This is a genomic window from Shewanella sp. YLB-07 (genome assembly GCF_009377275.1).
Genome location: NZ_VOQB01000003.1, coordinates 208,011 through 222,100, shown reverse-complemented (window position 1 = coordinate 222,100; position 14,090 = coordinate 208,011). Strand labels below are relative to the sequence as shown.

Sequence of the window (14,090 nt, the reverse complement as noted above, 5' to 3'; positions counted from 1 at the left end):
ACAGGTTATTGGACTTGCCAGTGGCTAAATCCTTTTAAGCTGCCCGGTTTTGAGTTATAGGTTATTCAGGGCTGCACATGTATATTTCTGTTTCCTCTCATAGGGCGTTCTTCTCTGAAGTTATCCAAGAAGTCATAGGAGAATTCAGTTCATCTATGACTTTCTGGCTTTTGATCTAACTCCTAGGTTCTAAGCCCTAAGCCCCCCAAGCCCTAAAATTAAGCCTAAGTGCCTTCGGGGACCAATCCCTCCCGAAGGAAATTCAACCAGTTCCCGCCCAATATCTTTTGGGTATCCTCAAGGGAGAACCCCTGTTCGACTAAGCCCTTATAGATATTTTCCATCCCTTGGCTGGTGTTAAACCAGGGCAGTGCATTGGGCCAACCTGTATTGCTGACCGATCCTTCGCCATAATCCATTTTTTTAGACCAACGGCCATTTCTCATCCACTCCAGTACCTGTTTTGGCTGGTTAAGGCAAAGGTCGCTGCCTATGCTGAGGTGCTCGACCCCAATAAGCTCAGCGGTGTCAGCGACCATCTTACAGAAGGTGCTCAAGCTACATTGACTACCGCCCGGGAGATGGAAGGGATATAGGCTAAAACCTATCAGGCCGCCACGTTCGGCGAGTGCCTTAATCACCAGGGTAGATTTATTGCGCAGGGCCGGATGAGCAAAAGCCGGATTAGCATGACTGATGCAGATGGGCCGTGAAGAGAGGTCAATGGCTTGCAGTGTCGATTCTTCTGCGCTGTGGGACATGTCGATTATCATGCCGACACGGTTCATCTCGGCAATGGCCTGTCGACCGAAGCGGGTCACACCACTGTCAGTTGCCTCATAACAACCGCTGGCGAGCAGGCTTTGATTGTTATAGGTGAGCTGCATGATGAGCAGGCCTTGCTTGCGCATTACCCCAATTAAGCCAATCTCGTCATCGATGGGGGAACAGTTTTGTGCCCCCAAAAAAATGCCGACCCTGCCACTGGCCTTAGCCTGATAGATATCTTCCACTTCGAAGATTGGCATGATGAGATCCCTGTTATTTTCGAAGTGCTGATCCCACTTAGCAAATTGGCTCAAGGTTTCCCTAGCATTCTCGTGGTAGGCCAAGGTGGCATGGATCGCTGTGATGCCGCTGTCTCTGAGAGACTTGAAGTAATCTCGATCCCAATGACAATATTGCAGACCATCTATGATAATTTGATCTTGGTACATGGCGGGATCCTTAATAAGGGCGCTGGTAAGCGGTCTTGATAACGGTATAAAATTCTTTAGCGTATTGACCTTGCTCTCTGGGGCCGAAGCTCGACTGTTTACGTCCACCAAATGGCACATGATAATCTGTGCCTGCCGTGGGTAAATTCACCATGACGCACCCGGTTTGTGCTTGTTGCTTAAACAGGGCGCTACTGCGTAGACTCTGGGTGATGATGCCGGCGGTTAAGCCGAATCGTGTGTCATTGACTGTGGCTATGGCTTCATCGAGGTCTTTGACCTTGATGACGCTGGCTAAGGGCGCAAACACTTCTTCCTGATTCAAGTCCCAATCATTTTGAGTATTAAGCAGTAAGGTTGGCGACATATAATAGCCTTCATGCTCAAGCGCTAATCTCTGTCCTCCGAAGGCAAGTTCGGCGCCGTGGTGGTGCGCCTTATCAATCCAGTCAAAATTAGAAGTCAGCTGCTTGTCATCGACCACAGGCCCCATGAAAACGTCTTTTTCTAGTGCGTGGCCAACTTTTAATTGACTCATGCGTTTAATCAGGGCGTCGACATACCTGTCATGGATACTCCCTAACACGACTAAGCGAGACGAGGCGGTGCACTTTTGACCCGCACCCGAATAGGAACCGGCAATGGTCGCCTCGACAGCAATATTAATGTCGGCGTCATCGGCGATGACTAAGGCATTTTTACTGCCCATCTCCAGCTGGCACTTAACAAAGTTAGCCGCCGTTGCTGCGGCTATCTTACGGCCGGTATCTACCGAGCCTGTAAAGCTTACCGCGTCAATTTTATCAGAATTGATCAAGGCGTCGCCGACCTCACTGCCACTGCCTAGCACCAAGTTAAAAGTACCGGCGGGTAAGCCCTGACGATGAATGATATCTGCCAATGCGACGGCGCTTGCCGGTGTCAGATTGGCGGGTTTCCAAATTACACTGTTACCGAAGGCTAATGCGGGGGCGATTTTCCAGGCGGCGGTGGCGACGGGGAAGTTCCAGGGAGAGATAATGGCCACCACCCCCACGGCTTCCCGACTGACCTCTACAGACACGCCAGGTCTGACCGAGTCGGCGAGATCGCCCATCTGTCTCAGTACTTCGGCGGCGAAATAATGGAAGAACTGACCGGAACGATAGACTTCACCTCTGCCTTCTGCAAAAGGTTTACCTTCCTCTTTCGACAGCAAGGTGCCGAGTTCATCACAACGGGCTATCAACTCATCGCCTATGGCTTGCAGGGCTTTTTGTTTTTGCTCCAATGGCGTTTTTTCCCAGATAGGCTGGGCTTGTCTCGCCGCCGAGATCGCTTGGTCTACCTGTTGGCGACTGGCCTGAGAAAATTGACCTAAGTCTTGGGATAGATCAGACGGGTTAATATTGGTAATGGTCGATATTCCACCCTGCCACTCACCGCCGATATAGATAGCTTGTTCTGTATTGATGCTCATTATTAATCCTTTTCTTTTACTTAAATTCTGGGAAATAGCTAGATGTTAGGGTTTATGCAACCGCCGCATACACAACCAGCTCGACCAGCATCTCTTTTCTGGCTAAACCGGCAACCACAAGGGCCGCGCGATTAGGGAAGGGCGCCTTAAAATACTCGGCATAAATGGCATTGACCTTAGGTAGGTAACTGGCATCTGTTACATAAATCATCACTTGTAATACGGCATCTGTATCAACGCCTGCACAGTCCAAGGTATGCACCAGATTATCCAGTGTTTTGCGGGTCTGGGCCTCAATTCCACCTTCGACCACAATACCTTGGTTATCGATAGGTATTTGCGCGGTATACAGGGTGCCGTTAGCTGTGATGGCCCACTCTAACGGAGCGGTCGAAGCGAAAAGTGATGTGGGCACTGCTTGTTTAGTCTTGGCCATGAATTATTACTCATCAAGAATCAAAAAATGTGTGAGTTCAAATATTGCACACACCTTTCGATAAGACTAACGGTTAATTTTGTCTAATTGATAAGTTTTATTTATCAACTGATGATGAAAAAGTTGATAAATAAAATGCTTTAGATTACAAAAAAAATAAATGATACTTATCAATCTAGCGCTCTTTATTACAATGCTAAACAACAGTTCTTAGTAAATAGAATTCAGTACCAATATCAGAGAAATACAATAGGAATGAACTAGCCAATGGATATTAAGTTGCAGCAGCTCAAGCATTTTTCTCTGGTGGTCGAGGAGGGAGGGTTTCGCGCTGCATCCTCGAGGGCGAACCGCTCTCAGGCCGCTCTGTCCACGTCGATAAAGGAGCTGGAACGCACTCTGGGCCAGCCTCTGTTCGAAACTGGCCACAAGGCTAGGTTGACCCCTTTTGGTGAGATCTGTCTGCCTAAGGTTATTCTGTTTCTCAGTCAATATCGTGCGTTAACCTATGACTTTAGCGCCGCAGCCGCGGGTGAGCTAGGCGAGCTGCGTATCGCCAGTGTACCTTCGGTTGCCGCTAAGATTATTCCTAAGGTATTGGCGAAGTTTACCCGTGATCATCCCAAGGTAAAGGTGTCACTTATCGATGACAATGCTATTGGGGTGGAGAGAAGATTACTGGCGGGTGAAGTGGATCTCGCCTTGGGGAATTGCCTTAACATAAACCATACAAGAGTCGATTTCACCTCGCTATTGTTAGACCCTCTGGGACTGGTTTGCCTAAAAGAACACCCGTTAGCGCAACAGAAAAAAGGCGTTAGTTGGCAAGAGATAAGTCGCTACCCCTTCATCAATAATGGGACCTGTAAGCTATTAGAGGCTAGCTGTGCCAGCCCATTGACTCAAAATGCCCTATATAGCGTTGAGAACATCACTTCACTGTTTTCAGTGCTTGAACTTGGGATAGGTGTGACAACTCTGCCAAGGTTAGCCTTTCCTCAAAATGTGCCTTCACTGTGTTGGATCCCCTTATTGGATCCTCTGGTCGAGAGACAGATTGGTATATTCAGGCTAAAGGATCGCCATAGTTCGCCTCAGGCAATGATATTTTATAATTTGTGCATCAAGGAGTTAATGCCTGAACAATAGAGGGAGGGCATTTGATAAATATTAATTTTATTAAGGGTTTTAAAAGTTTGAAATATATAAGGTATAAAAAAGGCTCTTAACAAATAGTTAGGGGGATTAAGAGCCAAGGTAATATAGGTTTAATTAGTTAACTAGATTTAGTTACTATATGGATTGGCATCCCTCTTAGATGAAGAGATAATCCAATGTATTGTCAGGAAGGTTGACAAACCTCCGGCAGAAAAAACACCTGCATAAATCATAAACAGTTCAAAATATTCCATCATCTACTCACTTAAGGATCCATTGATTTGAAATTATAATTTAGTCTGTTTGTTTATTGTTCGCACTCAGTCTTTTGTATCCACAGTGTATCCCGCATTGCCCACGATGTTATTTTTGTCCTAAATAACTGTATCTTTAGAATTAACGCTATTAGGATTACGTTGAAGATACATAATCAAGGATGTAAATAACTTAGTAGCCATGTAAATTTAAAATCATGGTCAATTTTGTTTTATATTTTTATAATGGCATGTGTTTACTGATATTTACTAGAGTAAATAATCCATTATCAATAAGAGTAGGAATATGAATAGTTTTTTGAGGCAATGGTTCAGCCAATACAGTAAAGGTAAGGGAATCGAGCTTTATATGCTCTCTAATGAAATCAAGCTGGACTGGTTCGAATTACTGGAGCAGGCGAGAGCCGGGCAACTGGATCAGTGGCAAAAAAGTCCATTGGGGTGTTTAGCACTGATATTAATCCTGGGACCTGTTGCATTTTTGCTGAGTGATGATTATAGAAATCTGCATCAAAGAGCCAGAGCGCTTTGTATCAGTGGTATAGAGAAAGGATTCGATACTCAGTTAGAGTTTGTTCAGCGTCGCTGCTTCTATGATCCCTTGTTCTGTTCTGAACAATTAGAAGATCATAAACTATTGGTACTTTTGCTTATAGGGATGCAATCCCAAGCACAGGGAGATGATCAACATGCTTGGAGTATCTGGTATGAGAAAGCCTTAATACAGAGTGATTGCCATGGGTTACAACCTACGGCATGAGATATAAATAATTGATATAAATAACCGCTAAGGTATTAAATTATATTTTGTTATTCAGACCAGTTCTTATCTGACTCTATTTCTACTGTTACTCCTTTACTAACGGCTAAAGCACAATAACCTACATACTGTGGCGCATAATGCTTTGGACTTTGCTTAAATAGCATCATGTTGACTCGGTTGCTGAAATGCCATTCAATCTTATTCCAGATGAAGTTGTTTTCTTTATTTTCTCTTATCGCCTCTCTCTTTGTCTGATATGCGACAGGATCGAATTCATGGATGGCTACATTTATATGGCTATTGTTCTCCCCACCATTTCATACCTTGTAGGCGATATTTTATTTACAGTGAAAAAATGATTTTCGTTAAAAATATGATAATACCTAAATAAATGATGGTTTTTTTGCTATTATCGACATGATGCACCTTAAAGCTAGAAGTTTAAGGGGGGAATTGATTAAACCTGTAAAGGATTAACTAAATCTTTGTTAATAATCGTATTGTAAATTTCTATGGCTAACTGAATCCCGTTAGCCACTTTATTAGGATCAGTAACATCTTCTTTAACCTCAGATAAAACATTTCCTAGTGCCATTAAATTTGACCATCTATCAATATTGTCGATGAGGAGCTCTGAACTATCTGAAGAGTAATCTTTGAGATCTATTTGCTGATTAACATCTGAATGATTAGCGTCTGTAATGTTATCGACGGAGAATAAGTCTGCAAACATAGCCAATTCATCTCTTGATAACAGGTTCGCAGTATTCATAAGACCTTCAATTTAAGTTATCTACAATAGTATAAATTTATCATGCCTATTATTTTTCTTGTGTAAGTGCAGTGTATTTATTCAGGATAACATTTAGTCATGCTCGTTAAATAAACAATCATTTGTCGGAATATACATCATTGCTGACAATGACACTTGTTAATATTCGTGTCTTTGATTGTTAAAAAGAGTAATAATTATGAATAAGAAGCTCTGTCTTTCCATTGTCATATCACTTATCTGTATGCCAAAGTCATTCGCATCGGATGCCATCGTCGATGCTATTAATGAGGCTAAGGTGAGCGGAGAAATAAAATCACTGTATTTTTCACAAGATTTCTCTGATAGCTCAGGAAAGCAAACTAGCTCAATTTGGACTAATGGAGGAGAGTTCAAATTAGTATCTGGTGACTTCCATGGATTTAGCCTTAGTAGCTCTCTCCAAGTTGTAGACGTAACTTGGAGAGATGACGTTGACGATGCTTACAAAACGTCCATGAGCGCCGATGGTGCCGTGTTATCTGAAGCGTATCTTAGTTATGATTTTTCGAATGCCAATACTCGAGTCCATCTCGGTAGGCGATATTTAGCCATGCCTTTGCTGGGTGGCTCATCGGCTCAAAGCGTCACTGAGTCCTATGAGGCATACTTGATCACCGATCGTTCATTGCCTCAAACTGTCATTGTTGCCGGTAAAATAGACCGATATCAAGCCAGAACCGATTTTAAATCGACTACTCCCTTCACTCAGGCTAAAGCTGATGCTAAAGGTAAACCTGGTGAGTTTTTGGATATTGGTGAATATGGAATGTATAGCCTGTATATGAGTAATACGTCGATAGCAAATACTAATGTACAAGTCCATCTGGTGGAGACCCAAGGAATTGCGTTTATGGGCTATGCTGACATGTTTTATCAGTTCGATACTCGTTTTAAGCCTTATATCGGTGGGCAATATTATAAGACGGTTTACCACGATAATACTCTGGGACAGGATTCGGATATGTTGGGGCTAAAACTGGGAGTTGAATTGATAGATAACCTTGACTTGTTTACTGGTTATAACAAGACCAATGATAACGGTAAAGTCCTTCATGGTTTAGGCAACAATGCCTATGCTAATTTTACCACAACCACTAAAACCTCTGGCGATACAGGTTTTGAGGCCGGAAGTAACTCATTACAACTCGGTGTCGCTTATCAGATTTATTCGGTAAAGGTAAAATATAGATGGACGAACTTTAATCCCTTAGACGAAGAAGGGGGTATGACGGAACATACGTTAAATTTGAGTTACCAATTCGAATCATTGAAACAAGTCTCTGCCATGATGGACTATTCTGTGATGACTTTTGATAACGATGCCAGAAGCATGACGGACTTAAGGACCAAGCTCATTTATCGTTTTTAATATCTATGTTAAAGCCGATTATTTTAGCTTCTTCATATAGGCGAGTAGAGATGATCTAAAGGCGTTTGCTAAGGCACTTTGTTGTGGCACTCTGGCTTGAACCAAAAAATAGCTCCATTGTGCTGTTGGTTCCAAGGGGAGTGTCACAATACCTCTATCGTCGGCGAGTAAAATAAAGGGGTCGAGAATGGCAATACCGACCCCTCTTTTAACCAGCTGAAGCAACAGGTGCTGCGATCTAGCCTCAAAGACAATATTGCGTTTTATCCCTTGGCCTATAAATAAATTTTCTACGCGAGTTCTGAATGGACTGCCATAGCTCAGAGTCATAAATCTCTCATCTTGCAGGTCTTTAGGTGTTAAAGAGTCTCTGTTAGCGAGTGGATGGCCTTGAGGCAAGAACACTCTGGCTTTTTGTTTATAGAGCTCCCAACAATCAAAATCCTCATCATCGATATTGACATCGGCGATGATAGCAACATCTACTTTTCTGTCTAACACCATCTCGATAAGTTGGTTTCTTGGGGCTGTTTCTAATTCTATCCTTATTTGGGGGTGAGAGATGGCAAAATCTGCAACCACATCATGAAGAAAACTGTCGGAACACACTGGCATAGCACCGATCCTCAATTTTCCCCTATTGTTATTTACTATCGCTGCTGCGGAGCGACTTAAGCTATCTAAACCAGTAAACAGACGTTCTACATCTTGATAAAACAGGTGAGCTTCTGGAGTTATCTCTAACTTATTATGACTCCTGACGAAGAGTTTGAAACCAAGTTGTTTCTCAAGATCGGCTAACAATCTACTGACGGCCGGTTGAGAGACATGCATCAATGACGCGGCATTAGTGACACTGCCTGTTAGCATGAATTTTTGGAATGCCTCAATCTGGCGTGGGTTGAGCTTACTATTTGATGACATAGAGACTCTCTTCAGTAATATTGAGCGAAAAAAAGGCGGTAAAAACCGCCTTCATTATGTTGAGTTTTTTGCGTGGCGATCTTATTTTCCTGCCATGGCCTCGATTTCAACTAAGGCATCTTTTGGTAAGCGAGCTACTTCGACACAAGAGCGAGCAGGATAGGGTGCGTCATATGCATCAAAGAACTCCTGATAAGCCTGATTTACTAAGGCAAAATCATTAAGATCTTTCACAAATACCGTGGTCTTAAAAATATGGCCAACACTCAGTCCAGATTCTTCAATCACGGCTTTAACATTGGCCAGTGACTGGCGCGTCTGAGCGGCAACTTCTTCGGGCATATTCCCTGTAGCTGGATCTATGGGCAGTTGACCCGACGTTATCACAAAAGCGTCAGTGACTACACCTTGCACGTAGGGGCCAATAGCAGCGGGTGCTAATTCTGTATTTAATCTAATGGTCATACTTCTTTCCTTCTATTATGTACTAACTTCTGATTTTGAATTCGTCGTTTTGAGACTGGCAGAACTTATCTCTTCTTTTGTCATTGTTTTACGTTGCCAGCCAGTGAGAATCGAAAACATAAACACTAAAAACAGGGCCCAAGGGTAGGGGGCGACAAAACTAATGGCGGCCGAGGGGACGGGCAGGTTTGAATTTAATGCTGCGGTCTCTATTGAGGAATACCACACCATGACGGCTAAACACCAAGGCATCATATAGAAGATTGAGCATACCGCCGCTGACATCAAGTTACTGCGACGCTCTGGGCTCACTCCCTGTCTTTCTCCAATTGGACGAACGATTGTTGGCCCAACAAGAAGTTGCGATGGCGCGTTAGCACTCACCAGTAGTGAAGAGGCTGCAGTAGAGAAGAAGATGATCATCTCACTCTTTATGACACTGTCGCCCAGATTTTTCATGATGAACTTAAGTATGCTGTCCATTAAGCCTGAATCCATGAAAATCCTGATGATCCCCAGCAGCAATAGCACAAACATCACGGCGCCTGTCACACCGCCTATGGCGGTCTCAATTAAACCACTGCTATCGCCTCGGGTTGCGGGTATATGAAATAGATCTGAGATCTCGTATCTTCCCAAAGATACCCCGACCATCATGGCAGTGATGATACCGTAACCTAAGGCTTCAATGAGGTGACGCCCTTTCAATGCCGTGATTATGACCACGGCTACCGCGATTAACATCAATAAGTTACTTGGCTCAAGTCTATCCAGATCTATGGTGTTCACATCTAACGCGTTTTCTCCACTGGCACCAAAGATGATGAATATACCGAGTGAGATTGCACCTGCGGTGACAGCCAGTGGAAAACGTTCCTTAACGGTTCGCCCCAGATCGGCATTTTGTGTCGCACAACCGACGATGGTCACATCCGATATCGGCGCTACATTGTCACCAAATACGGCGCCGGACAGGAGTGCTAATGCGGCCCAAACAGGATCGGCGCCTAACATGACAGCGGCAGGAAATAAGATGGGGGCCAGGGCTAAATTTGCCCCGTTTGAGGAACCTGTCCCAGAGGCAAATATCGCGGTGGAGAAAAATACCACCACCAGAAATACACTGCCGTGAATACCGGTAGATAATCCAAACCATAAGATGCCATCGACTAAACCACCGGCTTTCATCAGTGCGCCGAGCACGGCAGCAAACATCCAGGCCGTAATGACGACAACTCCGGTTTTGTTGGCGATACCTGTGAGAATTGATTGGCAGTAATCAGTCTTATTCTTTACCAGCAATAGGCCGAGTAAAATCGCGATAAATCCTGGAGCCCATGCGCCTTTTGGCCCTCCCATGCCGTAGGCTGTGAGAATAAGCATCAAGGTGACCATGGCAAATAGGGGGAGTATCCCGCCTATCTTGCCAACATAAAACTCAAGCTTCGGGGATTGATTATGTGTAGACATAGTTCTTCCTCTTATTGTTAGCTATTTACCGGCAACAAGTTCGGGGTAGCCGAACAGGGAGGGAGTCCCGCCCGTATGGAGGAACACGACATTATCGTTATCGTTAAACTTGCCCTCTTTGATCATACCGAGCATTCCTGCCATGGCCTTACCTGTGTAGGTCGGATCCAGCAATATGCCTTCTTCGAAAGCCGTGGTGTGTATGGCATCGACCACCTCGCTCGATGGCAGACCGTAACCAGGCGCAAGCACCCAGTCGGCACACATCACCATGCCTGAGGTTAACTTATTTTCGTCTATGCCCAAAAGAGTGAGTACCTTGCGTGTTTTTATTTCGACGCGTTCAGTTTGAGCGGCTTTATCACGGCGGACACAGAAACCATAAACAGGGATGTTCATGTTCAGAGCAATCAGACCTGCTAATACACCGGCGTGAGTGTTGGCCGAGCCAGAACCTAAAATGATAGCGTCTATCTGAGTTTCACTCTCGCTGGCTTGCTGACAGAGCTCTTCTATACATTCCACGTATCCTAGGGAGCCCCATGGCGTCTTGTCTGTGGCACTGAGAGGGATCACATAAGGGCTATATCCTTGTACTTTTAGTTCTTCTGCCCGGTCATACATGGCTTTATCTGCGCCGAGTTCATCTTCACCTACATCAAAATTGTGAATTACTGCGCCCATAAGTTTATTCAGGTATGGGTTGCCGCTTTCTGAATACTCTTTAGAGTGAGTGTCGACTCTGTGTTCCAGCTGCACTTCTACGTGCCAGCCCATCTTTCGAGCTGCAGCCACAGTCTGACGAACATGGTTAGACTGCACGGCACCTGTAGTGAGTAAGGCATCGGCATTTAGATCCATGGCATGGCCGACATAATATTCCAATTGGCGAACCTTATTTCCGCCAAAAGCCAGGCCTGTGGCATCATCTCGCTTGATATATAAATTCGGACCCTTAAATTTCTTGGTCATGTTGGGCATTAATTCAAATGGAGTGGGTAGGTGAGCCAGATGTGCCTTGGTAAATTTGCTAGTTATCATATTTTCAACCTTCTTATTTTTGTGTTTTATTTATTGAGTTAACGTGTATTTTTAGAACTTATTTTTAGAATTAGTCATTCTCTGGAAAGCGAGTTTCATCTATCACAAGGTGGCTAAGATGTTTACTCCGCTTGCGACGAGTACGAACAAAGTAATGTTCTTGAATAATTTTGGATTGATAAATTTTGATATGTACTCGCCGAAGAAAAGGCCGGCAAATACCATAGGCAACAACATGAGTGATGACTCCCAGGTTTGACTCTCTATGCCTACAAATGAGAATTGCAGAATAAGCGACACAGAATAAGAAACCGTGGAAGTGGTGATCACCGTTGCCCGAATGGCATTTTTATCGAGTTCACATTGGGTTAAGTAGCTCACAACGGCAGGGCCCGGCATCGCCAAGGCACTGGCCATGGTGCCGGAAATGGTGCCAACAAAAGCACATAGCTTTTGATTCATTGGTAGAAAACTGGTTTCATCATTACGGTTACGAAATCGCTCTACTAAATTTTGCGCTGCCATCAATAGGATGAGAATGGCCACGGCTAATTTTAGCGTATCAATATCCGCCAGGTAGAAGAGTACTACGCCGATTGGATAGCCGATGAAACAGCCGATGATGAGTTGTTTTACCAATAGTTTGGGAGCGAGAGAGCGGACCTTAAACCAGTGGATCACTGACATGGCTAAGGTGAGAATAATGACAATCTGCACCGCAGCAGTCGACTGTAATAGAATTAAGAAAGCGGATACCGCTACTATGCCAAAACCAAACCCTGTAGCGGCTTGTAGGCTAGCTGCGATGAAAGTAACAAATAGAAGCAGTAATATACTCATAAAATATAAATCATTAATAACGTTAATGTCTATATTCAATAACATCACCAATTATGACAAATCATTATTCTTTTTGCGGGTATACATTAATGTTATGCATAAAAATATTTATTAATTTTTATTGTGTTGAAAGGGTTTTAGTTTTAATTCTTGTTATTTAGAAAGGTTATCAGAGATGTATGGAACTTAAATGTGAAAATGTGAGGGGGGGAGAAAGTTTGTTAATGAAATCTGGTGACATTTCCATGTTTGCAGATCCCATCAACTTAATGTGTCAAGGTAAATACTATACTTAAACTGTTGATAACGCTGATAGTGACTAAGCGGCCTTAAACTCAGTTTCCACTAAACTATATCCTTTTCCACGAAGTGTCTTGATTGCAGATTCAGGAATATTAGCCTGACGCAATTTTTTTCTGATCCTACATACTATTAAGTCGATACTTCGGCTCCAACCATCATGGGAGTATCCATTTAATATAAAAGACAACTCATCCCTATTTACCAAAGTATTCTTATGTAACATTAAAAAGCTTAATAGCTTGCTTTCTTTTTTTTGTAATTCAATTGAAACATCACCGATTTGACACAGGTTTAACTCGGCATTTAGGCTAATATTGTTGATCTCAATAAAGGGACTAATCGCTTCCTGAGTATGGGTATTATTCTTTTTAATCAGGCGGATAACTCTAGAGTGAAGCACCTGCATACCACGTTGCTTGTTGACATAGTCATCGCCACCTATTTCTATTGCTTTAACCTCCATATCTTCCGTCGATATCGAGGTATAGAAGATAATAGGGCAAGGATGTATGTTTTTTAGTGCCTTGAAAATGGACACCCCTGAGTCTGTCGGTAATTGAATATCAAGGATGATTAAATCAGGACGCTTCTCTGTGGCATACATATAAGCGGCACCTGTGTCATAGGCTTGATATACGATGAAACCTTTGCGTTCAAAAAATGTTTTAATCAGTCGTGAGGTAAATAGATCGTCCTCAACGATCAACAAAGTTTTAGTTATCATTGAATCATTCCTTCCAAGTATCTTGATTGTAATTCTTGTTGCAGACGGACATATGTCTAAACACACGCCAGCTCGCACAAGATTTGTTTCAAGTCTGACGTAGGATTCAGTATGAAGGTAGTAAAAAAATGTGAAAATCATAAGCCACAATAAAAGCCATGTAATACAGGGTGTTGAAGGGTGTGTTTACTTTGGGTTATAACAATTTATACACTAATTAGGTGGTTTGACTCGAATACTTTAGTACATCAATAGCTTGTACTATATTGGGAGTGCTTGTCAGTGATGCCTCAACCCATTGTGATAAACACATCAGCCATGGCTGTCAATTGCCTTAGGTCAAATGACAACATTGCCTTATAAGAGTTGACACTCCCCTTACTTGACTTTGGATATTGTCAAAAGTAGCTTGATCCAAGAATGTTGTTTTGCTAGAAAACTTGAGTTCTAATTCATGCAGATAGTGACTTTGTGGATCGAAGCCTAACAGGGCAAGACTTCCTGTTAATTTATGCAGTATCTCTTCGGTAAGCTGTATATTTTGCTGATTTAGTTTAGTGTTTGTCGCGTTATTGACTAATGCTTCTAACTGGTCTAGTTGAGCTGCGATATAATCTTCATACTGAGTACAAATTTCTAATGCAAACTTGATATCTTGATCACACACATCGTTCCAGAAGCGCGCTAATCCATCGGGCAGTTTGGATTTTTCCGTTGTTTGCATTTATAAACTACCTGTCTGAAGTTATTGGTGAGTTAATCTAAATATTCAAGAGCCAGATACAAGAATAAACTAATACGTATAAAATTACTCAATTGCGGGCATGATGCG

The 14,090-nt window shown here is 43.1% G+C and carries 15 protein-coding genes; 3 read left to right on the top strand and 12 right to left on the bottom strand.

The annotated features are described in order from the left end of the window. Nucleotides 1-224 precede the first annotated feature (224 nt). Genes FS373_RS07745 through FS373_RS07735 form a run of 3 tightly spaced genes read right to left on the bottom strand, consistent with a single transcriptional unit; the run spans nucleotide 225 to nucleotide 3,112 of the window. Nucleotides 225-1,217: a membrane dipeptidase gene (locus FS373_RS07745; RefSeq protein ID WP_144045571.1), complete on the bottom strand. Its 993-nt coding sequence runs from the start codon at nucleotides 1,215-1,217 to the stop codon at nucleotides 225-227. A gap of 10 nt (nucleotides 1,218-1,227) precedes the next feature. After that, nucleotides 1,228-2,676, bottom strand: a complete 1,449-nt coding sequence (locus FS373_RS07740; RefSeq protein ID WP_144045572.1) for an aldehyde dehydrogenase family protein — start codon at nucleotides 2,674-2,676, stop codon at nucleotides 1,228-1,230. Between the two features lie 52 nt (nucleotides 2,677-2,728). Further along, entirely contained in the window at nucleotides 2,729-3,112 is a 384-nt protein-coding gene (locus tag FS373_RS07735; protein WP_144045573.1) for a RidA family protein, read from the bottom strand. A 267-nt stretch (nucleotides 3,113-3,379) separates the two neighbouring features. On the opposite strand from FS373_RS07735, the gene FS373_RS07730 reads away from it, so the two are divergent. Together FS373_RS07730 and FS373_RS07725 are read left to right on the top strand one after the other, a co-directional pair. Further along, entirely contained in the window at nucleotides 3,380-4,261 is an 882-nt protein-coding gene (locus FS373_RS07730) for a LysR family transcriptional regulator (RefSeq protein ID WP_144045574.1), read from the top strand. Nucleotides 4,262-4,831: 570 nt separating this feature from the next. Then, entirely contained in the window at nucleotides 4,832-5,305 is a 474-nt protein-coding gene (locus FS373_RS07725) for a DUF924 family protein (protein ID WP_144045575.1), read from the top strand. 50 nt (nucleotides 5,306-5,355) lie between these two features. Here FS373_RS07725 and FS373_RS32710 read toward each other — a convergent pair whose 3' ends face one another. Next, entirely contained in the window at nucleotides 5,356-5,589 is a 234-nt protein-coding gene (locus FS373_RS32710; RefSeq protein WP_416221754.1) for a YHS domain-containing (seleno)protein, read from the bottom strand. Nucleotides 5,590-5,765: 176 nt separating this feature from the next. Further along, a complete protein-coding gene (locus FS373_RS07720; RefSeq protein ID WP_144045576.1) occupies nucleotides 5,766-6,080 on the bottom strand; it encodes a hypothetical protein in 315 nt (104 codons plus the stop codon). A gap of 199 nt (nucleotides 6,081-6,279) precedes the next feature. On the opposite strand from FS373_RS07720, the gene FS373_RS07715 reads away from it, so the two are divergent. Next, complete coding sequence (locus FS373_RS07715) at nucleotides 6,280-7,491, top strand: hypothetical protein (protein ID WP_152829213.1); 1,212 nt, start codon at nucleotides 6,280-6,282, stop codon at nucleotides 7,489-7,491. Nucleotides 7,492-7,509: 18 nt separating this feature from the next. On the opposite strand, the gene FS373_RS07710 is transcribed toward FS373_RS07715, so the two are convergent. The 7 genes from FS373_RS07710 to FS373_RS07680 form a co-directional block, all read right to left on the bottom strand. Then, nucleotides 7,510-8,415, bottom strand: a complete 906-nt coding sequence (locus FS373_RS07710; RefSeq protein WP_144045578.1) for a LysR family transcriptional regulator — start codon at nucleotides 8,413-8,415, stop codon at nucleotides 7,510-7,512. Between the two features lie 81 nt (nucleotides 8,416-8,496). Beyond that, on the bottom strand, nucleotides 8,497-8,880 hold the full coding sequence (locus FS373_RS07705; RefSeq protein WP_144045579.1) for a Rid family detoxifying hydrolase: 384 nt from the start codon (nucleotides 8,878-8,880) through the stop codon (nucleotides 8,497-8,499). Between the two features lie 15 nt (nucleotides 8,881-8,895). After that, entirely contained in the window at nucleotides 8,896-10,350 is a 1,455-nt protein-coding gene (locus tag FS373_RS07700) for a Na+/H+ antiporter NhaC family protein (protein ID WP_144045580.1), read from the bottom strand. Between the two features lie 21 nt (nucleotides 10,351-10,371). Continuing rightward, nucleotides 10,372-11,391, bottom strand: coding sequence for a D-cysteine desulfhydrase family protein (locus FS373_RS07695; RefSeq protein WP_152829212.1), 1,020 nt, complete (start codon nucleotides 11,389-11,391; stop codon nucleotides 10,372-10,374). 102 nt (nucleotides 11,392-11,493) lie between these two features. Continuing rightward, on the bottom strand, nucleotides 11,494-12,231 hold the full coding sequence (locus tag FS373_RS07690; RefSeq protein WP_144045582.1) for a sulfite exporter TauE/SafE family protein: 738 nt from the start codon (nucleotides 12,229-12,231) through the stop codon (nucleotides 11,494-11,496). Between the two features lie 319 nt (nucleotides 12,232-12,550). Next, nucleotides 12,551-13,258 carry a response regulator transcription factor gene (locus tag FS373_RS07685; protein WP_185976978.1) on the bottom strand — a complete coding sequence of 236 codons (708 nt, stop codon included), beginning with the start codon at nucleotides 13,256-13,258 and terminating at the stop codon, nucleotides 12,551-12,553. Nucleotides 13,259-13,592: 334 nt separating this feature from the next. Next, nucleotides 13,593-13,982, bottom strand: a complete 390-nt coding sequence (locus tag FS373_RS07680) for an Hpt domain-containing protein (RefSeq protein ID WP_144045584.1) — start codon at nucleotides 13,980-13,982, stop codon at nucleotides 13,593-13,595. Between the last annotated feature and the right edge of the window lie 108 nt (nucleotides 13,983-14,090).